This is a genomic window from Pseudoclavibacter terrae (genome assembly GCF_008831075.1).
Lineage (GTDB): Bacteria > Actinomycetota > Actinomycetes > Actinomycetales > Microbacteriaceae > Pseudoclavibacter > Pseudoclavibacter terrae.
The window spans coordinates 176,820-196,717 of the sequence record NZ_WBJX01000005.1; the positions used below are offsets into that span (position 1 = coordinate 176,820).

Genomic DNA, 19,898 nt, shown 5'->3' on the forward strand with positions numbered 1-19,898 from the left:
CCTCGGCGTGCGGATACGACTGCTCAAGACTATCTGCCGGGTTGCGTCCGACTTGCGTCCGACCTCGATACCGGACTGGCTACCTCATGGCTGTCTCAACGGGCTCGACGAGGAACAGGCATTGCTGGACGACAAATTCGTCGAGAGTAGCGGTGACTCGTACATTCTCGCCTCCTCGTATTTCGTCCGGAACGTTCGCGCCGGTGAGGTTCAGGTCGGAGTAGTTGAAGTCTCGGAACAGGAAATTCGGTCCGCTGCTCTCCGTCATGCTGTAATTGCCGGCCGTGACAAGGAAATCGAACCGAGTGTCGTAGTCGCCATGCGGTATGAGGTTGTCGATGCTCGCATCAAACACGATGGTCTGTCCCGCGTACTTCTCGGCGAAGGCGGTGATGTCTGCGCTGCAGGTGTCAGTGAGAGTGAGGAGCGCCGCGAATTCAGAATTGTTGTTGGACGTGATGATCTCCGGTGGGGCCGCGACCTGTTCGGGCGCGGACGGGGCCGCTTCCGACGCTGCCGTACTCTCTGAACTTTCTTCTGAGCTGGCCGTCGCAGCGTCGGTAGCCGCCGCTTCATTGCCGGGCGTAGGCTCTGGCCCCTCGAGAGCCGCCATGATGAGCGCGAACACGATGAACGCGGCAGCGGCTGCCGCGATGCTTCCGATGAGGAACCAGTTCTTCTTGGGCTGCGGACGTCGCAGCCTAATCTCGGTGTTCAACCGGCCCGCCGACTGCCCGACGACCTCCCATCCGTCTGCCTGCCATTTGGCGATCGCGCGGGACTCCGTGCCTCGGATGGCACGGATTGTCTTCGACTCGAACTTCTGGTTTTCAGTGGACACAGTGCGGCCGCTCTCGGGTTCAAATGGAAGGTTGATGCTCTCGATCGCGCAGGGTCACCCACACGTGACGACTGCGTACGGCCCACTTGATGTGTTCGTCAGAATGGCCTCGCCGTTGCGGTACATCGTGCACGTGATGCTGTCGCCGTCCATCATCTGCGCGTTGAAGTTCCCGCGTTCGTAACGGTCGTAGCCATTGTCGGGGAACGTCATCGACCACGGCACGGATGCGTTGGTGTCTTGCGAGATCGAGAAAGAACCCGGGGGAGCCCAAGTGACCATGGCTGTCGAGCCGTTTCCGGTGACTTCAAACGTGATTGTGGGGCCGGTCAGCGTGTATGTGACGGTCGTGCCCTCAGTGACCGGAGATCCGGCTGCCGGTTCCTGGCTCGTGATCGTCCAATTCGGTCGCGCAGTGGGGGTTGCCGAGGCTGGGACGAAGCCGAGTGCCTTCAGCTCGGAGTCTGCACTGGACGCGCTCTTGCCGATCACATTTGGCACCGTCACGAGCGGCGCTTGGAGAGTGAAGTCCACGGTTGTGCCGAAGGGAACACTGGTCCCGGCAGCGACTGACTGCCCGGCGACCGTCCAATCGGGTTCGTGATCGGTCGGGAGGGCTTTGCCTTTCAATCCAATGTCCTCGAGGGCAGAGGCAGCGTCTGCGGAGGTGAGGCCTGCGAGGTCGGGGACGTTGACCTCAGGGACTTCGACCGTGAGCTTGACGATATCGCCTGCAAACCCAGGTGACCCAGCGGCGGTATCTTGCGCGAGAACCTTCCAAGTCTGAGCATCGGAAAACGGGAAGTCCACTCGGATTGCGATCCCCAGCTCGTCAGCCAGCTCCTTCGCGTTCGCCACATCGCCCGCGAGGAAGTCGGGGATCGTCGCCGGGGCCGCCTCCATCTCAAGCTCGACCGAACTCTTGGCCCACACCGTCGTATCCGCGGCGGGATCTTGAGCCTTGACGATCTGGAAGTCCTTATCCAAACCAGGCACCCAGTCGATGTTGCCGACATCGAGTCGTGCTGACGCCAGCTCACCTTCACCTGAGGCGAGCGATTCACCAGCAAGTGAGGGCACGTGCGTGAGGTTGCTCAACACGACCGCGCCGATGACGGCGAGTATCGCCACGAGCGACCCAATGGTCAGCCAGCGGCCCTTCTTGCTGCCGAGCCACCTCGTGAATGCCACCCAGCTACGAGCCGCATGTACGGCAGCGGGGGTGCGCTCTGGGGTCGAAGTAGCCTCGGGATCTGAACTGCGCCAATGAGGTTGGAGGTCAGGGGTCATCGTCGTCTCGCTCTCACGCACGTGAGCTTGACGCTCACGACCTCTGCATATGCAAGCGGATGCGGAGGAAAAGCGATAGGACCGGGTGCTCCCCGGGTGTTTGCAAGGTGTCTCGGCTCCGTCTCGGGCAGGACGTTCGACTCGGCGCAGACGGTGAAGTGGTTTGTTTCCGCGCTTAGTCTTCTCCTCGTGAACAAAACGCGAGAACCAGGCAGCGACCTCACCATCGCCTATCTGCCGAGTGCCACGGTTGAGCCCGTGTTTTCAGTGAACGAGAGCGACTCCGTGGCAACAGCTCGGACGCTCATGGAACTTCACGACTTCTCGCAATTGCCAGTACTGCACGGCCGGCGGCCCGTTGGTGCGGTCACCTGGGAGAGCATCGGGAAAGCCCTGCTGAACGACGTGAATGCTCAGCTTCGCGACTGTATCGACCGTGAAGCACCGACGGTCAAGATCACCGATGAGCTGCTGGACGTGATTCCGAAGATCAACGAATCGGGATACGCGCTCGTACTTGGCCCCGACCGCACGCTCAGCGGGATCGTGACGAGCGCAGATCTAGGTGTCGCTCTCGATCAGCTGGCGCGCCCATTCCTGCTCATCGAGAGATTGGAGTTCCGACTGAGGGCGTTACTGAACTGGGCCACCCAGCGAGATCTCGCAGATAGGACTATCGATACGGACGGTGAACCGGACCGAGCGCCCGACGAGCACACCCTCGGCGAGCTGGTCACTGCGCTCAACAGACTCGAAGTTTGGCGCAGAGCGGACGCGTTCTTCGATCCGAAGCTGATGCAGGAGCAGGTCGGACGTGTCGTGGCGTTACGCAATCAGCTGATGCACTTTCGGCCTCTCGAAAAAGCCGAGGCAGACACGCTTGCTGTGCTCCCTCAACTCGTGCGAATGACGGATCGCGTGATTGCGACAGTGGGAGCGGGAAGGACCGCGGCGTCTCTTGGAGAGAGTGTCGAAATCCCCACGGCAAAGTCTTCACACCCAAAATCTCCTCCGGAGCGGAACTGACTTCATGCCCTCCACCATCGCCTGGCTCGACGCGTCCTCCGAAGAGCAGCGTCGCATGCGCGACATCATCGGCCTCTTCACCGACCGTGAAAGCCGCGACGAGCTCGGGCTCAGTGCGATCCGCGATCCGCTCGGCGACATGCTCTTCCCCGGCACCTCCGTGCTCCACACGCGAGCCCGGTACCTGCTGCTCGTGCCGTGGGTTTACGCACGCGCATCCACCCACGCCAACCCTGCCGCCGAGGCCGACAACCTCGAACGCACGCTCATCGGTGCGATCAGGAAGACCGACGACAACGGCGGTCTCATCGGCCTGACCGCCGGCGCGGCTGTGCGCACCCTCCCGTCGTCGATGTACTGGGGCCTCCTCGGCCGCCTCCAGATCCGTGCCGGCCCCGGCGCATCCCGAGCAGACACGCTCGCTGAGCACCTGGCCGCCAACGGCGGGGGAGACCTCGACGAAGCCGGAACCCAGCACAGTGCCTGGCACACCAGCATCCCGAATCCACCACCAGGCTTCCCAAGAGAGCTACCGGGCGGGTTCGCGCTCCGCCGCGACGAAGCCGAATGGCTTCGCGAACGCATCCTCACCACCACGCCAGGGACACTCCTCGCGCACCTCACGCAAGACGGCCCCGGCGAAGAAAGCCGAGCACCCTGGGAAGACCCCGCCGTGCTCCGGGCTTCAGGCGACGCGCGCACTGTCCTCGACCACGCACGCGCATTCTCAGCCGTCGTCCACGGCGCCCAACTGCTCTACAACCTCCTGCTCGCCGAAGCCTACGAAGCCGCCGGTTACGACGACGTCACCAACCCCGTCGACGACTACCGGCAGCGCCTCACCGCCTGGGCCACCACACTCCCCGAACACGTCGACCTCAAAACCTGGAACGTCGACGAGCTCATCCACCGAGTGGAACTGCAGCGCGGGCAGATCGTGCCCGCTCGCACGCGGCGTTTCGTCACCGCCTGGACCGCGCTTCTGCGACACAGCACACTCGACGAGCTCGCCGACAACGGCGAAGCGAGGGCACTCGTCATCAAATGCGAACGTGAGAGCAAAGGTGCCCAAGCCCGCATCGGCGACCCCAAGCGCCTCGTGAACTGGAGCGGCGGGTCCGGCGCGGGGGCCCTCGCCTACCGGTGGAACAGCGTGCGACGGATGCTCGTCGACCTGCACGCGGGCCTCAATGCCCGGAGGGGAGCGAACGATGCTTGAACCACAGACCAGGGCCGCCCTCACCGAGCAGCTCGCCCCACCACCCGGCTACGAACTCGTGCACGCCGTCGGCACGACTTTCACCCTCGACCTCGCCACCGCGCTCACGGTTCCCCTCTGCTTCGCCTCGCACCGGGTGAGTGCCGCCGACGACCAGCTCGGCATCCTCAACGCCATCCGCCGTGCCGCAGACCGTATCGACGTGTTCGCGCAAGCCGGCGAGATCTCCATGGGCACCACCAGCAAGCTCGTCGCCTTCCTCGAGCCGATGCTCCACCCCGTGACCGCCCGCGGGATCTTCCACCCCAAGGTCTGGTATCTCGAATACGCGGCAGGCGAGCACCGCAGCTACCGGTTCCTCTGCGCCAGCCGCAACCTCACCGCCGACCGCAGCTGGGACACTCTCGTGCGCCTCGACGGCACCCCTGCCCCCGCGGGCCAGAAGCTGGATGCGACACGCAAGAACAAGCCGCTCGTCACTCTCCTCAAAACGCTTCCGAAGCTCGCCGGGCACCCCGTCGCCGCCGACCGGATCGCCCGTATCGACGCGCTCGCCGACCGTTGGGGCACCGTCCAGTGGGAACTGCCGACCGGCGTGCGAGACCTGGCGTTCCACGCGTTCGGAGTCGGCGCTGCCGCCTCCACCCGCCCAGAGCTGCCAGGGCGCAGAGCCCTTGTCGTCTCACCGTTCGTCACCGACGACGGCCTCGCCGCACTCCGCGGCGATCTCTGGGGCGAGACGCACCTCGTCTCGCGCGTCGAGACCATCGACCGGCTCACACCCGCGACGCTGAGCAGCTCGAGGCTGCGGACGCATGTGCTCGACGGCGCCGCCAACGACACGGTCGACATCGAGACCGGACACGATGACAGGGCCGACGGCGACACGGCAGACCACAACGCAGGGGTCGCCGCGGTAGTCGAAACCACCCCTGTCCGCCCGGCCGACCGCCTCGTCGGGCTCCACGCGAAGATCGTCATCGTCGACCGCGACCACACCTCGCGCGTCTTCCTCGGCTCCGCCAATGCCACAAGCCCCGGCTGGGGGACAAACGTGGAAGTCATGGTCGAGCTCATCGGCAAGACCTCCGTACTCGGTGTTGACGCCACACTCTCGGCCCTCGGCAACCTCATCGAGCCCTACCAGAGCGACGGCGGGGCATCGGAGCCCGAGGACGAAGCGGCCGAAGTTCGTCTCGAGGACCTCCTTCGCGGGCTCGCGGGCCTCCGCATACACATCGAAATCGGCGGCGACGGACCGTACTCGCTGCGCGTCCAGCTCGACGGTGGCGACCGGGCATCATTCGAACGCCGCAGCGCAAAAGCTGGAGCCACGCTGCACTGGCACCTCCTGCCACGGCCCGACCTGCGGCGGGCCGCATCCACCCTCGCCAACCCGCAGGGAGAGACGCTCGACGAGGTGGCGCTCACCGACATCAGCCCCTTCGTGGTACTCACCGCACGCGACCCGGACGGACGAGAACGCAGCACCATCGTGGTGGCCCAGCTCGAGGGAGACATCGCCGAGCGACGCGACGCGATCATCGCCAGCCAGCTCACCGACCGGGCGTCGTTCGTGCGGCTCCTCACCCTCCTGCTCGAGCTCTCGGGCGTCGCGATGCCCGCCGTCGAGGCGACCGGGGCGACGGGCTTCTTCGGCACGGCGGCCGGAAGCGATGCGGTCGTGGGGGCCGGGCTCTTCGAAGCGCTCCTCCGCGCCGTCGCCGCCGGGCACGACGGGCTCGCCGATGCGAAGCGCATCATCGACTACCTCGCCAAACACGGCGAAGACCAAGCCATGATGCCTCCAGGCTTCGACAGTCTTTGGAACCAGGTGTGGGCCGCGCACCTCGAACTCACGGGAGCCACAGCATGAGCGCGGTCGACGTCAACGCCGTGATGGACGGACTCAAGGGATTTCAGCGAGACGCCGTCGCCCACGTCATCGACCGCTTCTACGGTGCAGACAGCGTCGCCGCCTCCGGGCGCTTCCTTGTCGCAGACGAGACCGGCCTCGGGAAGAGCATCATCGCCCGAGGCGTCGTCGCGCGCAGCGTCGAAGAACTCGAACGCAGGCGCATCCCACGCATCGACGTCGTCTACGTGTGCAGCAACCAGGACCTCGCCAGACAGAACCTGAAGCGCCTCAACGTCACCGGCGAGACGCAGATCGAGATGACCACGCGACTCACGCTGCTCGCGAAGCAGAGCAAGAAACTCGACGGCGGCGAGGCCGGCAACTCCAAGGTCAACCTCGTCTCCTTCACCCCCGGAACGTCCTTCAGCGGCGGCGGCTGGCGGCAGGGCAACGCCGACGAGCGCGCCATGCTCGCCGTCATGCTCGACCATCTGACGGGAGCGGATGCAACGCAGCGCAGGGCGACGCGGGTGATGTTAACCGGGACAGTCAAGACTACGGACGCCTTCGCGCGACGCGTCGACTGGCTCAAGCGCGAGCTGGACGGTCCACCAGATGCGGTCATCGCGGCCGCCTTCCACGCCGACATTGAGCACTCAGGTGAGCTTGCGCGCTTCGAGCAGCTGCGCGACGAGATGAGCGGCCTTGAGCGCATCCCGTCGGGGCTCTGGAACCGAGTGCAGAACTCCATCGCAAAGCTGCGCCACGCGCTCGGCAAGGCCGGCGTTGACACCCTGCAACCCGACCTCATCATCCTCGACGAGTTCCAGCGCTTTAAGCATCTACTGGACCCGGAGAGCGGCGAAGCGGGTGAACTCGCCGACGCCCTCTTCCAGCACCCCGCCGCGAAGGTGCTGCTGCTCTCGGCCACCCCGTACAAGCCCTTCACCAACGCCGACGACGACGAGGACCACAGTGCCGACTTCCTCGCGACGATCCGTTTCCTCATGGGAGGGCAGGCGGGTGCGGATGTGCCAGTCGCGGACGCCCTCGCGGCGTACCGTCAGGCGCTGACGAGTGGGGGAGATGCCGCCGCCGCTGCCACCAGCGTTGGCCGTGCGTTGCGCCCCGTGATGACCCGCTCGGAACGGCCCGCACTCGGCGAGCGCGAGGACCTCGTGCAGGTCAGGCACCTCGGCTCGCAGGACCCGACCGCCGCTGACGTTCTCGATTGGGTGACCCTGCAAAGGCTCGGCGGCGCGCTCCAGGCGCCCATCGATCTCGAATACTGGAAGTCGATCCCGTACTTCTCGAACTTCATGGACGGCTACAAGCCAGCAGCCCGGCTCACCGCGGCGCGGGATGCGGCTCGGGCCGTAACGCCGACGGTAGTCGAGCCATCGGGCGCGGCGGCTCCCACCAACACGTCTGCCGGGGCCGGCGCCCAGGTTTCGCAGGACGCGCAGGCTATCCAGCAGGCGGGGCTCAGCAGGGGCGCCGCGTTCGGAAATGGCGCATCCACTCGCAGCTCGACGAGCATCGACCACACCGCCATCGCAGCTGCCCTCGCCGCGACCCGCTCTCTCGACCCGGACGCGTTGCGTCGCTTCGACCCCGTCGACCTCGGCAACAGCCACCTGAGGGCCCTCGCCGACGACACCGTCGGTCAAGGCTGGTGGCAGCTCCTGTGGGTGCCCCCGACGATGCCCTACGTGACCCCCGGCGTGGTCTACGAGCCCTTCGCCGATGGCTCGGTGACGAAGCAGGTCATCTTCTCGGCCTGGTCCGCCGTGCCGGGCGCCGTCGCTGGACTCCTCAGCTACGAAGCCGAGCGACGCATGGCCGGCGAACGCTCGCTGTTCCGCGAGAACTCCGCCGACGGGCGCAAGGCAGTCGCCGCGCGACGACTCGCATACAACCTCAGCGAAGGCGAGCGACCCGCCGCGATGTCCACACTCGCCCTGTTCTGGCCGCATCCCGCCCTCGCAAGTATCGGCGACCCGCTCGCCGGCGCACGCTCCGCGGGATCCGAGGTTGCTGGCTACGCCGGGACGCTGCTCGGCGCAGACGAGCTGCTCGAACGAGTCGAACGCAGACTGGCCGGGAGGAGCTCCGCGACCGGGGCGAACGCCTACTTCGCCTACCCCGGAGCCGTGCCCAAAGACCTCGCCTCAGCGTCGGCGTCCGACCTCATCCGCGACGTGCACGACCCAGGTGACGAAGGCGAGGGCCATGGAGAACTCCGCGGGGCTGAACGTGGCTCCAAGGGGCTCACACTGCACGTCGCGGAAGCCTTCGACCTTGCGCGAACGGTTGGCCCTGCGAGCTACGGGCACGAGATGAGCGACGAGGTGATTAGTCGCGCCTACGGGGCCGAGGCGGGCCAGAGCGCTGGCGGAACTGACCTCGCCCGCCTTGCCGCCTTCGCACCCGGCAATGCTGCCCTCGGAGCGATTCGGTCGGTCGCCGGGCCCCTCGTCACTGAGGGCGGCGCATGGCGGGCGGCATTCGCGCTCGCGGAGGGCATCCGCTCACTCTTCAATCGACCAGAGAGCATCGCGTTGCTCGAGACCCTGTACGGCAGGAACGGGGAGGGCTCCCGCGACCTAGACGAAACGCGGTGGCGCCGCGTGCTCGACTACTGCGCCGACGGCAACCTGCGCGCCGTGCTCGACGAGTACCTCTTCCAGCTGCACAGCGAGAACGGTGGGGCAGAGGTCGGCGACGATGAGTTGCTCGCTCTGGCCAGGCGCGCGGTCGAGGCCATGACGCTGCGCCCCGCCCGGTACGTGGCCCACGACACCACTCTCGAGCGAGGCGACATCCCACTGACGGCGCGATTCGCGCTGCGCTACGGCGGCAAGCAGAACACCGACGCGGACGCGAAGAGCGGTGCCCGCCAGGGCGAAGTGCGAGGAGCCTTCAACAGCCCCTTCGCGCCGTTTGTCCTCGCCTCAACGAGTGTCGGACAGGAGGGCATCGACTTCCACTGGTGGAGCCACTCCGTCGTCCACTGGAACCTGCCGTCGAACCCCGTCGACTTCGAGCAGCGTGAAGGACGCGTGAACCGATTCGCTGGCCACGCCGTGCGCAAGAACGTCGCGGCCGCGCACTGGGCTGACGCCCTCGCATCGACGGATGCGCGCGCCTGGCGGGCCGCGTTCGACGCAGCCACGCGTGTCGACAACGGTTTGGGGGAGTTCTCGCCCTGGTGGGTGTACCCGGGGCCGGCGCGCATCCATCGCGTGATCGCGCAATACCCGCTGAGTCGCGATGCGGTGAAATACGAGCGGCTACGAGAAGCGCTGACGCTCTATCGACTCACGCTCGGGCAACCACGGCAAGAGGACATGCTCGAGTTGCTGGCGAAGCGCGGGGCGGAGGCGGATGCTCTGCCCACGATCGACCTACGGCCACCGGGGCCTTCCCGAACGTAACCTTGGGCCCAGCGCCGTCATTTTTAACTTTAGATGCTTTAAAGTTAAGGCATGGCGCACGCGCCAAACCGAGGAGGGAGGCCCCGATGGTCTATGTCGACCGCATCTGGGAGCCACAGGACACCTTCGGCGTGAGCCGGAAGGACCGCGCGGGCGGCAGGTACCGCGCATTCGTCCCCGACGAACTCAACCCCGAACTCGCGCCCCTGTCGGCAGCAGCCGAACGCGCCGCGCAGGACGCGCTCCAGGCGCTCACTCGCGCAGACGAGCGCGTCGGAACGAATGGTCGATTCCTCAACCACCTGCTCATTCGATCCGAGAGCATCTCCTCGTCCTGGATCGAAGGAAACCGCGTCACGCCCAAGCGTCTGGCAATCGCCGAGCTCTTGCGCCAAGGCAAGCCCGTCGCGCTCGACGTGGTCGCTAACGTGCGCGCCACGGAAGACGCGATCGCCGCCCTCGCCGACCACACGCGACCCATCCAAGTCGCCGACATCGAGGCGCTCCAGCACACCATCGAACCCAGCCTCACGCTCGGCATCCGCACCGAGCAGAACTGGGTCGGCGGCCCGGGCTACTCACCCCTTCGCGCAGACTTCATCCCGCCGCCCGAAACAGAAGTGGGTCGACTCGTCGGCAACCTGGCCGAATTCGTGACCGCCACCGAAGGGAATCCCGTCGTGCGCGCTGCCATCGCGCACGCGCAGTTCGAGACGATTCACCCCTTTGTGGACGGCAACGGGCGCACTGGTCGTGCCCTCATCCACACCGTCCTCAAGCGCGCGGATGCCCTCCGCAACATCCTCATCCCCATCAGCACGGTCTTCGCGGGCGCCAAGAACGCGTACATCGAAGGGCTCACCGCGTACCGGGCGGAACGCGTCGACGAATGGGTCATCGCGTTCTCTCAAGCCGCTGAGCTTGCCGCCGCCAACGCCGTTCGTCTCGCGGACGACGTGCAACGACTCGACGCCGAGACCCTCGAGCAGCTCATCGAATGGCGCACCCAGCAGCAGCTGTCGCCCGCGCGACCCAGGCGCGACGCTGTCGCGCTGCGCATCCTCGGCAGGCTGGCAACCGAGCCAGTCGTCACCACAGACTCTGTTGCTGCCGCCCACGGCGTGTCCAACGTCGCAGCCCATAAAGCGCTGACGCAGCTCGGCGACGCCGGCGTGCTCTCCCGCAACACGGACCACAAGGGGCGGGTCGTCTGCTGGAGCGCCGACCGACACCTGGCGCTCGTCGCACTCACCGAACGCAGCAACAGAGTCGGCGGCGCCGACACCGCCGGCCGGACTCCACCACGCGGGCCGGACACCCCCGATCGCAGTGTCCTCGGGAACCTCAGGGGCGACTGACACCTCCTTCTCCACTGCAGCCATGCGTCACGGTGCAGGACAGTGCGAACTCCAGCACGGCCGCTCGGCTCCGCGCATCCGGGGGCCCGCCACCCCACTAAAGTTCAGGGGTACCCGCGCGAGCCCCACCCCCTGTCTTCGGCTCGCCCGAGAAGAGGACTCCCCTTTGACGCAGACACTCACCCGCAAGCTCGGCGTGCCCGGAATCGTGTTCATGGTGATCGCGGCCGCCGCACCCATCACCGTGGTCGCCGCGAACTTCCCGATCATCTTCGGCGTCTCCGGCTCCGTCGGGGCGCCGCTCATGGTGCTCGTCGCCACCGCCATCCTGCTGCTGTTCTCCGTCGGCTACGCGTGGATGACCCCGCACGTGCCAGACGCGGGCGCCTTCTACTCCTACGTCGACCGCGGGCTCGGGCGACGCCTGGGGCTGGGCACCGCATCCATCGCCCTCCTCTCGTACGTGCTGCTCACCGTGTCGATGACCTGCTACCTCGGCGTGCAGGCCGGCAACCTCTTCGAGCTGTGGACCGGGATGCAGGTGCCCTGGTGGCTCATCTCGGCCCTCATGATCGGGATCGTCGGGTTGCTCGGCTACCGCAACATCGACCTCTCCGCGAAAGTGCTCGGAGTCGTCCTCGTGCTCGAGGTCGTCGCGGTCATCGTCATCGACGTGGGCGTGCTCGCCTCCGGGCGCGAGCTCACGACGTTGCCCTTCAGCGTGAGCGAGGCCGTCTCCGGCACCCCGGGACTCGGCCTGCTGTTCGCGTTCCTCGGCTTCTTCGGCTTCGAAGCAACTGCGGTGTTCCGCAACGAGGCCCGCGACCCGGAGCGCACCGTCCCCCGCGCCACCTACATCGCCGTCATCGCCGTTGGGGCCCTGTACTTCGTCTCGTCCTGGCTCGTCATCGCGGGCCTCGGCGCCGACAACGCGGTCGCCCTCTCCGACGAGGACCCAGCCGGCGTCGTCGTGGGCCTCGCCGGCGACGTGGTCGCGCCGATCATGGCCGACATCGTGCAGGTCCTCGTCGTGACGAGCATGTTCGCGTGCATGCTCGCGTTCCACAACATCGTCACCCGCTACCTGTTCACGCTGGGGGAGCGGGACGTGCTGCCGCGCACCCTCGCCGCCGTGCACCCGAAGCACTCGGCACCGTCACGCGCATCCCTGTGGGTGACGATCATCACCGCCGTCGTGGTCGTCGTCTCCGCGCTCGCGCAGCTCGACCCCGTGCTGCAGATCTACACCTGGTACTCGGGAGCCGGCGCGGTGGGCGTCATCGTCATGATGACCCTCGCGAGCTTCGCCGTCGTCGCCTTCCGCGCGCGCCTGAAGCGGGATGCAGCCGAACGGACGGCCTCGTCGTGGGTGACGGTCGCGTCGCTCGCCGGCGGCATCGGGCTCGTCCTCGTGCTGATCATCGCGATCTGGAACTTCCCGTTCCTCGTCGGCGGAATCCTCGCGGCGATCATCTGGGGTGTTGTGCTCGCCGGGTTCTTCGCGATCGGGATGCTGCTGCCCAGCAAGCGCTGACGCCTTCCTGCACAATCTCCACTTCAGGGGTCGAACGCCTTCGCTCGGCCCCTGGAGTGCTCTTTTGCGTGCGCATCTGAGCACCTTTCGCGAGTGCCCGTGCTCAGATGAGCGAAAAGATGCTCAGCTGTTGCCGTCGCGCTCAAGCCCGACCTACCTTGTCCTCAGTCATCCGGACCAAGGAGGTCATTTCAATGAAGAAATCAGGCTTGTTTCTCACCACTGTCGCTGCAGCATCGTTGCTGCTGACCGGCTGCTCTGTCACCACCACCCCAGGAGGGGAGGGGGCCAGCGCAGGCGGTGCCGACGACGGCACCATCTCGATCGGCTTCAGCCAGGCCACACAGCAGTCGCCGTTCTACGTCGAGCTCGGCGTTGGCGTGCAGGAAGCCGCGGACGCGGCGGGTGCCGACCTCGAGTACGTCGACGCCAACGGCGACGTCACCAAGCAGAACAACGACATCGAAGACCTCATCACCAAGGGCGTGGATGTCCTCCTCATCAACCCCGTCGACCCGCAAGGCATCGCGCAGAGCATCGCCTCCGCAGAAGCCGCGGGCATCCCCGTTGTCACCGTCGACCGATCCGCGGAGGGCGCCATCGCCCACGTCGGTCGCGACAACGTCGAGATGGGCAAGCTCGTCGGCGAGCAAGTCAAGGAAGCGCTCGGCGCCGAGGGCGGCAAGATCATCGAGATCCAGGGCGACGCCGGCGGAACGGTCGCCATGGACCGCTCTGAAGGTTTCCACAGCGTGTTCGAGGGCGACTCGTCCGTGAACATCGTCGCGGGACCGTACGCCGAGTACATCCGCTCGAACGCCGTCACCGCCATGCAGGACCTCCTGCAGTCGAACTCCGACGTCAAGGTGGTCTACGCACACAACGACGACATGGCTCTCGGCGCCCTGCAGGTGCTGCAGGAGAACGGGCGCACGGACGTGCTCGTGGCCGGCGTCGACGGCCTCATGGAAGCAGTGGATGCAATCGCCGAGGGAAACCAGTACGTCGCAACTTCGCTCAACGACCCGATCGCACTCGGCACAGTCGCCGCTGAAACCGCGCTCAGCGCGGCAGCCGGCGAAGACGTCGAGGCCGAGATCGACGCTGGCACCGAGCTCGTCACGAAGGACAACGCCGGCGACCTGGTCGGAGACACGCTCTTCGCGCAGGGCGGCAAGTAAGCCACGCCCACCCGTGAGACCCCCAACCACCATCGATCCCTGGAGGAAGCGACAATGACCGAGACCATGACCGCGGCAGTGATGCACGCACCTGGCGACATCCGCGTGGAAAGCGTCGATGTGCCGAAGCCGGGTGACGGCGACGTGCTGCTCAAGGTCGCCGCGTGCGGCGTGTGCGGCTCCGACATTCCACGCATGAACTTCGCCGGCGCCTACCTGCTCCCGATCATCTGCGGGCACGAGTTCTCGGGCCACATCGTTGAAATCGGCGCAAACGTCGAAGGCCTCGAGATCGGCCAGCTCGCGACCGTGCCGCCGCTCATCCCGTGCAACGAATGCGAGAGCTGCCTCGACGGGCATTTCAGTCTCTGCGAGAACTACGGCTACTTCGGCAGCCGCCAGGACGGGGCCTACGCACAGTACGTGGTCGTCAACGCGGGCAACATCTTTCTCATGCCGGAGGGCGTCGACCCGCGGGCCGCTGCCATGATGGATCCGTCTGCCATCGCGCTCCACGCCATCTACAAGACGAAGCTCGGAGAAGGCTCCAGGGTCGCTGTCATCGGCGCGGGCCCCATCGGCCTGTTCGCCATCCAGTGGGCGAAGCTCATGGGCGCGAGCGAAGTGCTCGCAGTCGACGTGAGTCAGCAGAAGGCCGACATGGCGGTCGAAGCCGGGGCCACACTCACGGCCGTCAACGACGAAGAAGCCATCGCCCACGCGGGCAAGGGCTTCGACGTCATCATCGAGTCCGCCGGCGTGCCAGCAACGATCGCCCTCGCGACGAAGCTCACGGCACGCCACGGCGAGGCGGCCTTCATCGGCATCCCCCACAAGACGGTGGAGCTCGAGAAGGCGGTCTTCAGCCACTTCCTCCGCAAGGAAGTGTCCCTCCACGGCAGCTGGAACTCCTTCTCGGCGCCCTTCCCGGGCCGAGAATGGGTCGAATCGGCGCGAGCCTTCGCAGACGGCAGCCTGAAGTGGGAGTTCATGATCACGCACGAGCTCAGCCTCGACGAGCTTCCCCTGACCATGAAGCAGCTCGGTGAACGCTCCATCTTCAGCTCGAAGGTGCTCTTCCTCCCCAACCGAGACTGACACCCCACCCTCGAGGCCCGAACCACAACACGAAGGACAGAACAGTGGCGTTCTACTTGGCAATCGACATCGGCACGGAAGGCGCGCGCGCCGGAGTGTTCGACGAGGCAGGGACACGAGTCTCCACCGCGTCGGCCCCCTACCAGACCGCGTACCCGCACCCAGGCTGGGCCGAGCAGAACCCCCGCGACTGGTGGAGCGCCACCGTGCGCGCCGCAAGGGAAGCGTTGGAAACCGCCTCGGTGCGGTCCGTCCGCGCAGTGGGCGTCGCCACGACCTCCTCGTCGGTCGTGATCCTCGATGACACAGGCACCCCCATCCGCCCTGCTCTGCTTTGGATGGACAGCAGAGCAGGCGCGGAGTCCGAGCGCACCGCGGAGATCGACCACCCGTCTCTGCGGTTCGCGGGCGGATCCGACAGCTCTGAGTGGCTGGTCCCCAAGGCCATGTGGCTCGCCCGCAACGAGCCGGAGACCTACGCGGCAGCGACGCACATCGGCGAATCCGTCGACTACATGACCCTGCGCCTCACCGGGCGCTGGGTGGGCTCGCGACTCAACGCGACCTGCAAATGGAACTACGACCACCGAGAGGATGCGCTCCCGTCCGACCTCTACGCGCAGCTCGGCATCCCAGACCTCGCGGAGAAACTGCCGCGCGACATCGCCGCGGTGGGCGATGTCGTCGGCGAGCTGAGCCGTGCGGCCGCCGCAGAGCTTGGGCTCGAGCCGGGCGCCATCGTCTTCGCCGGCGGCATCGACGCCCACCTTGCGCTCGTTGCGCTCAGGGGCGTCAGCAGCAACCCGGTGGCGATCGTCGCCGGGACCTCCAATGCCTTCATCGCGGAGCTCGACGAGCCTGTCTTCTCGCCCACGATCTGGGGGCCCTACCCGGGCGCGCTCACCCAAGATCGCTGGCTCATCGAGGGTGGCCAGGTGTCAGCCGGATCCGCGCTCTCGTGGCTCTCGGAGCGGATCCTCGGCGTGCCGAGAGACAGACTCGGCCAGCTCGTCGCGAGCGCCACCGAGGTTCAGGCTGCCGAACACGGCATCCTCGTGCTCGACCACTTCATGGGCAACCGCACGCCCCACCGTGACCCGAGCCTCCGCGGCGCGGTGCTCGGCCTCTCGCTCGGCGCGACCCCGGCCCAGCTCTACCGGGCCACGGTCGAAGCCGTCTCCTTCGGCACCCGGCAGGTGCTCGAATCCTTCGAGGCCGTCGGGGTCGACTCCGACGACGTCTTCCTGACCGGTGGCATCCGGCACAACCCGCTCTGGCTGCAGACGACAGCGGATGCACTCGGCCGCCCCGTCAACCTCGTCTCGGGGGAGAACCTCACGACCCTCGCGCTCGGAATCCTGGGGGTCGCCGCAGACACCGGCGAGGGCCGCGCCGAGGTCGCCAGACGCTTCGCCCCGGACCACATCATCGTGGAACCGAACCCCGCCGCAACTCAGCCGCTCGCGGACGCCTATGAGCGGTACGAGCGGTCGACGCAGCTGCTCACCGGCATGAGCCACGAGCTCGCGAGATCGACGCAGACGACCGCGAGAGTCGGCGCAGCATGAACGGCGAGGACGAGCTTCTCGCGATTCGCGCCGCTGAGCTGTACTTCCAAGACGACAAGAACCAGTCGGAGATCGCCGCCCGCCTCGGCGTGACGCGCTGGAAGGTCGGCCGCCTCCTCGCGCAGGCGAAGGAACGCGGCTTCGTGCGCATCGAGATCGTGCACCCCAAGGCCAGGCGGCTGCCACTCGAGCGCGAGCTGCAGGAGCTCTACGGGCTCGCCGACGCGATCGTCGTCCCGAGCTCGAACAACGACGCCGAGACGCGCATCCGAGTTGCCGAAGCGGCAGCCGACTACCTCGCGACACTTCGGCCTCGGGTGCGAACGCTCGGCGTCTCCTGGGGGCGCACCCTCCAGCAGGTCGCCGACGCGCTGCCAGACGGTTGGGCCGACGGCGTCGACGTCGTGCAGGTCAACGGAGGGGTGACCGTGAACCGGCGGGTCGGTATGGCCTCGACCACGGCCACGACGATCGCATCCAAGGGAAAGGGAACGGTGACTCTCCTCCCGAGCCCCGCGATCCTCGAGCAGGCGGCGACGCGCGAGGCCATCGAAAGCGACCGGTTCGTCTCGACGATCCTCGACAAGGCGAGGGAAGCATCCACCGTCGTCTTCAGCGCAGGCCCCGTCGACACCAAGTCGGTACTCGTATCCAGCGGCTACCTGACCGCGGAGGACGTGCGGACCCTCGAACGCAAAGGGGCCGTCGGCGACGTGCTCGGACGCTACATCGATGCCGACGGACACATCGTCGACCCAGCCCTCGACGCTCGAACCCTCGGTCTCGAACTCGAAACGCTCAGCCGCGCGCGCACCGCCGTCGCCGTCATCTCCGGCCGCGAGAAGTGGCCCGTCTGCCACGCGGTCGTCGACAACAAGTTCTGCTCAGTGCTCGTCACGGACGACGAGTGCGCCAACTACCTCAAAGAAGCGAGGAAACGATGACCGCAGTCATTGAAGAAGCAAGGCCGCCGGTCCTGACCATGCGCGGCATCCGCAAGGGCTTCCCAGGCACGCTCGCCCTCAAGTCGGTCGACCTTGACGTGTACCCGGGCGAGGTGCACTGCCTGCTCGGCGAGAACGGGGCTGGCAAGTCGACGCTCATGAAGATCCTCGCCGGTTCCTACACGCCTGACGCGGGAGTGATCTCCATCGGTGGTGAAGAGGTGAAGTTCTCTGGCCCCCTCGACGGCATTCGCGCCGGCATCAGCGTCATCTATCAGGAACTTGACCTCTTCGCCGATCTCACGGTCGCGCAGAACCTCTTCCTCGGGCACACGCCAAGCGTCGGTGGAGTCGTGAAGCGTTCGACCAGGAGGCGCCTCGCCGCCGATTACCTCAAGCGCGTCGGGGCGAAGTTCTCCCCTGACGCCGTCGTGGGCACCCTTCCGCTCGCGGACCAGCAGCTCACCGCAATCGCGCGCGCCCTCACGACGGATGCACGCATCATCGTGATGGACGAGCCGACGGCAACGCTGGGCGAGTCGGACGTCGAGAACGTCTTCAACGTCATCCGCCGCCTCACCGAAGAGGGGCGCGCCGTCATCTACATCTCCCACCGGATGGACGAGATCCGCGACATCGGAACACGCATAACCGTGCTCCGCGACGGCTACAACGCGGCGAAGTACCCCGTCGTTGACACGGACGCGGACCGCTGGATCCAGGACATGATCGGAGACAAGAAGGCCGAGCTGACCGAGCACAGGGATGCGCGGGAATTCAGCGACGTCGAGGCCCTCAACATCAAGAGCGTGTCGGTCGACGGGCTCATCGATGTCCGGGACGTCGTCGTGCGCAAGGGCGAGATCGTCGGTCTCGCTGGCCTCGGCGGGGCGGGGCGCACCACGCTCCTCTCTGCGCTCTTCGGAGCACGCAAGGCGAAGCGTGACGTCCAGGTCTTCGGCAAGCAGGCGACCCTCAACTCCGTGCGAGCCGCGGTCAATCACCACTTCGGGCTCGTTCCCGAGAGCCGAAAGACGGAGGGGCTCTTCCTGGGGCTCTCCGTGGCCCGAAACGCTGGCATCGCCGCGCTCCGCGGCTCCTCCCAAGTGCTGCCGCGCGAAAGGTCTTGGACGAAATCGGCGCCCATTCTGGAGCGTCTCTCGGTCAAGTTCGGCAAGCCTGGGCAGGAGATCCGTCTCCTCTCTGGCGGCAACCAGCAGAAGGTCGTCCTCGCCAAGTGGCTCGCTCGCGACACGAGAGTGCTGCTGCTGGACGAGCCCACTCGAGGCCTGGACATCGGCGCCAAGGCCGACCTCTATCGCCAGGTCCGCATCCTCGCGGACCAGGGCGCCGCCGTGCTCGTCGCATCAAGCGAGCTCGGCGAACTCATGGCGAATGCCGACCGCATCGTCGTCATGCACGAAGGCCGCAACGTCGCGGACTTCGACCCGCTCGTCTCGAGCGAAGCACGCATCAGTCACGCAATCATCAGCGGGAAGGCATCATGAACGCGACCACCACAACGCCAGCTCCAACCGAGGAGCGCGCGAGCGCGAAGACCTGGAAGCAGCGCAGCTCGAGCTGGCTCATCAAGGGCAACCTGCTCATCGTGTTCGTCATCATCTGCGCGCTGGCGGCCATTCTCAGCCCGGAGTTCCTCACCGTCCGGAACGTGTCGAACCTGCTGCAGCAGTCGAGCCTCACGGGCATCATCGCCATCGGCATGACCCTCGTGATCCTCACGAGCGGCATCGACCTCGCGGTCGGCTCGATCGCCGCCTTCAGCGGCATGACCGTGGCGATCCTGCTCGACGGCCGCATGCCCGTGGTGCTCGCGATCGTCATCTCCCTGGCCGCCGGCATCGGCATCGGGCTCCTCATGGGTGCGGTGTCGTCCTGGGTGCGACTCCCCGCCTTCATCGTGACGCTCGCTGGACTCACGGCAGTGCGGGGCTGGGCCTACACGCTCACCGACGGGCGCCCGGCTGGCACCAACCTGCCTGCCGAGTTCACGATCATCGGCGGCGGCTACCTCGGGCTGCTCCCGCTCACCGGCCTCATCTTCATCGGCGTCACGCTCCTCACCGCCGTCATCCTCCGCTACACGACCTTCGGCGAGTACATCTACGCCGTCGGGAGCAACGAAGAAGCAGCACGCCTCTCCGGCATCCCGGTCAACTGGGTCAAGGCAGCGGTCTTCGGCTTCTCCGGGTTCACGGCAGCGCTCGCCGGGGTGCTCCTCACGAGTCGCCTCACCATCGGCCAGCCCACGGCCTTCCAGGGAGCCGAGCTGGATGCGATCGCGGCCGTCGTCCTGGGCGGCACGAGCCTCTTCGGCGGTCGAGGCGGCGTGGGCGGCACGTTCATCGCCGTCCTGCTCCTCTCCGTCCTGAAGAACCTCTTCAACCTCATGGGAATCGGGTCCTTCGTGCAGATGATCGCGACCGGCATCATCCTCGTGCTCGCCCTCATCCTCAACAAGTTCCTCGACAGCCGCGCACAGGCATCCGCGGCGTGACAACCACCAACCAGCAAAGGACCTTC

At 66.6% G+C, this 19,898-nt stretch carries 14 protein-coding genes; 12 read left to right on the plus strand and 2 right to left on the minus strand.

Translation table 11 applies throughout. The features are described from left to right. Nucleotides 1-79: 79 nt before the first annotated feature. Together F8O03_RS14605 and F8O03_RS14610 are read right to left on the minus strand one after the other, a co-directional pair. Entirely contained in the window at nt 80-841 is a 762-nt protein-coding gene (locus F8O03_RS14605) for a DUF4839 domain-containing protein (protein ID WP_151424515.1), read from the minus strand. Nucleotides 842-895: 54 nt separating this feature from the next. After that, nucleotides 896-2,032 carry a PASTA domain-containing protein gene (locus F8O03_RS14610; RefSeq protein WP_167516597.1) on the minus strand — a complete coding sequence of 379 codons (1,137 nt, stop codon included), beginning with the start codon at nt 2,030-2,032 and terminating at the stop codon, nt 896-898. A gap of 126 nt (nt 2,033-2,158) precedes the next feature. On the opposite strand from F8O03_RS14610, the gene F8O03_RS14615 reads away from it, so the two are divergent. The 12 genes from F8O03_RS14615 (at nt 2,159) to F8O03_RS14670 (ending at nt 19,872) form a co-directional block, all read left to right on the plus strand. Further along, nucleotides 2,159-3,157 carry a CBS domain-containing protein gene (locus F8O03_RS14615; protein ID WP_167516598.1) on the plus strand — a complete coding sequence of 333 codons (999 nt, stop codon included), beginning with the start codon at nt 2,159-2,161 and terminating at the stop codon, nt 3,155-3,157. Between the two features lie 4 nt (nt 3,158-3,161). Next, on the plus strand, nt 3,162-4,376 hold the full coding sequence (locus F8O03_RS14620) for a DUF6361 family protein (RefSeq protein ID WP_151424518.1): 1,215 nt from the start codon (nt 3,162-3,164) through the stop codon (nt 4,374-4,376). Beyond that, nucleotides 4,369-6,252 (plus strand): phospholipase D family protein, encoded by a 1,884-nt coding sequence (locus F8O03_RS14625; protein ID WP_151424519.1) that lies wholly within the window; start codon nt 4,369-4,371, stop codon nt 6,250-6,252. Before F8O03_RS14620 ends, F8O03_RS14625 begins: the two co-directional genes overlap by 8 nt. Further along, complete coding sequence (locus tag F8O03_RS18135) at nt 6,249-9,671, plus strand: helicase-related protein (protein WP_167516599.1); 3,423 nt, start codon at nt 6,249-6,251, stop codon at nt 9,669-9,671. The genes F8O03_RS14625 and F8O03_RS18135 overlap by 4 nt, the downstream gene beginning before the upstream one ends. Before the next feature lie 86 nt (nt 9,672-9,757). Next, entirely contained in the window at nt 9,758-11,029 is a 1,272-nt protein-coding gene (locus F8O03_RS14635) for a Fic family protein (protein ID WP_151424520.1), read from the plus strand. A 166-nt stretch (nt 11,030-11,195) separates the two neighbouring features. Then, a complete protein-coding gene (locus tag F8O03_RS14640; protein ID WP_151424521.1) occupies nt 11,196-12,563 on the plus strand; it encodes an APC family permease in 1,368 nt (455 codons plus the stop codon). Nucleotides 12,564-12,772: 209 nt separating this feature from the next. Then, nucleotides 12,773-13,744: a substrate-binding domain-containing protein gene (locus F8O03_RS14645; RefSeq protein WP_244296305.1), complete on the plus strand. Its 972-nt coding sequence runs from the start codon at nt 12,773-12,775 to the stop codon at nt 13,742-13,744. A 54-nt stretch (nt 13,745-13,798) separates the two neighbouring features. After that, nucleotides 13,799-14,842 carry a galactitol-1-phosphate 5-dehydrogenase gene (locus F8O03_RS14650; RefSeq protein WP_208851877.1) on the plus strand — a complete coding sequence of 348 codons (1,044 nt, stop codon included), beginning with the start codon at nt 13,799-13,801 and terminating at the stop codon, nt 14,840-14,842. Between the two features lie 44 nt (nt 14,843-14,886). After that, complete coding sequence (locus F8O03_RS14655) at nt 14,887-16,410, plus strand: FGGY-family carbohydrate kinase (protein ID WP_151424523.1); 1,524 nt, start codon at nt 14,887-14,889, stop codon at nt 16,408-16,410. Beyond that, a complete protein-coding gene (locus F8O03_RS14660; protein ID WP_151424524.1) occupies nt 16,407-17,354 on the plus strand; it encodes a sugar-binding transcriptional regulator in 948 nt (315 codons plus the stop codon). The genes F8O03_RS14655 and F8O03_RS14660 overlap by 4 nt, the downstream gene beginning before the upstream one ends. Continuing rightward, nucleotides 17,351-18,862: a sugar ABC transporter ATP-binding protein gene (locus F8O03_RS14665; protein WP_151424525.1), complete on the plus strand. Its 1,512-nt coding sequence runs from the start codon at nt 17,351-17,353 to the stop codon at nt 18,860-18,862. Before F8O03_RS14660 ends, F8O03_RS14665 begins: the two co-directional genes overlap by 4 nt. Then, entirely contained in the window at nt 18,859-19,872 is a 1,014-nt protein-coding gene (locus tag F8O03_RS14670) for an ABC transporter permease (RefSeq protein WP_151424526.1), read from the plus strand. Before F8O03_RS14665 ends, F8O03_RS14670 begins: the two co-directional genes overlap by 4 nt. The last annotated feature ends 26 nt before the right edge of the window (nt 19,873-19,898 follow it).

What these genes read in the sequence shown, in the direction of transcription:
- F8O03_RS14665 (WP_151424525.1), top strand. Translation starts at nt 17,351, where the DNA reads ATGACCGCAGTCATTGAAGAAGCAAGGCCGCCGGTCCTGACCATGCGC.
- F8O03_RS14670 (WP_151424526.1), top strand. Translation starts at nt 18,859, where the DNA reads ATGAACGCGACCACCACAACGCCAGCTCCAACCGAGGAGCGCGCGAGC.
- F8O03_RS18135 (WP_167516599.1), top strand. Translation starts at nt 6,249, where the DNA reads ATGAGCGCGGTCGACGTCAACGCCGTGATGGACGGACTCAAGGGATTT.
- F8O03_RS14650 (WP_208851877.1), top strand. Translation starts at nt 13,799, where the DNA reads ATGACCGAGACCATGACCGCGGCAGTGATGCACGCACCTGGCGACATC.
- F8O03_RS14660 (WP_151424524.1), top strand. Translation starts at nt 16,407, where the DNA reads ATGAACGGCGAGGACGAGCTTCTCGCGATTCGCGCCGCTGAGCTGTAC.
- F8O03_RS14620 (WP_151424518.1), top strand. Translation starts at nt 3,162, where the DNA reads ATGCCCTCCACCATCGCCTGGCTCGACGCGTCCTCCGAAGAGCAGCGT.
- F8O03_RS14625 (WP_151424519.1), top strand. Translation starts at nt 4,369, where the DNA reads ATGCTTGAACCACAGACCAGGGCCGCCCTCACCGAGCAGCTCGCCCCA.
- F8O03_RS14635 (WP_151424520.1), top strand. Translation starts at nt 9,758, where the DNA reads ATGGTCTATGTCGACCGCATCTGGGAGCCACAGGACACCTTCGGCGTG.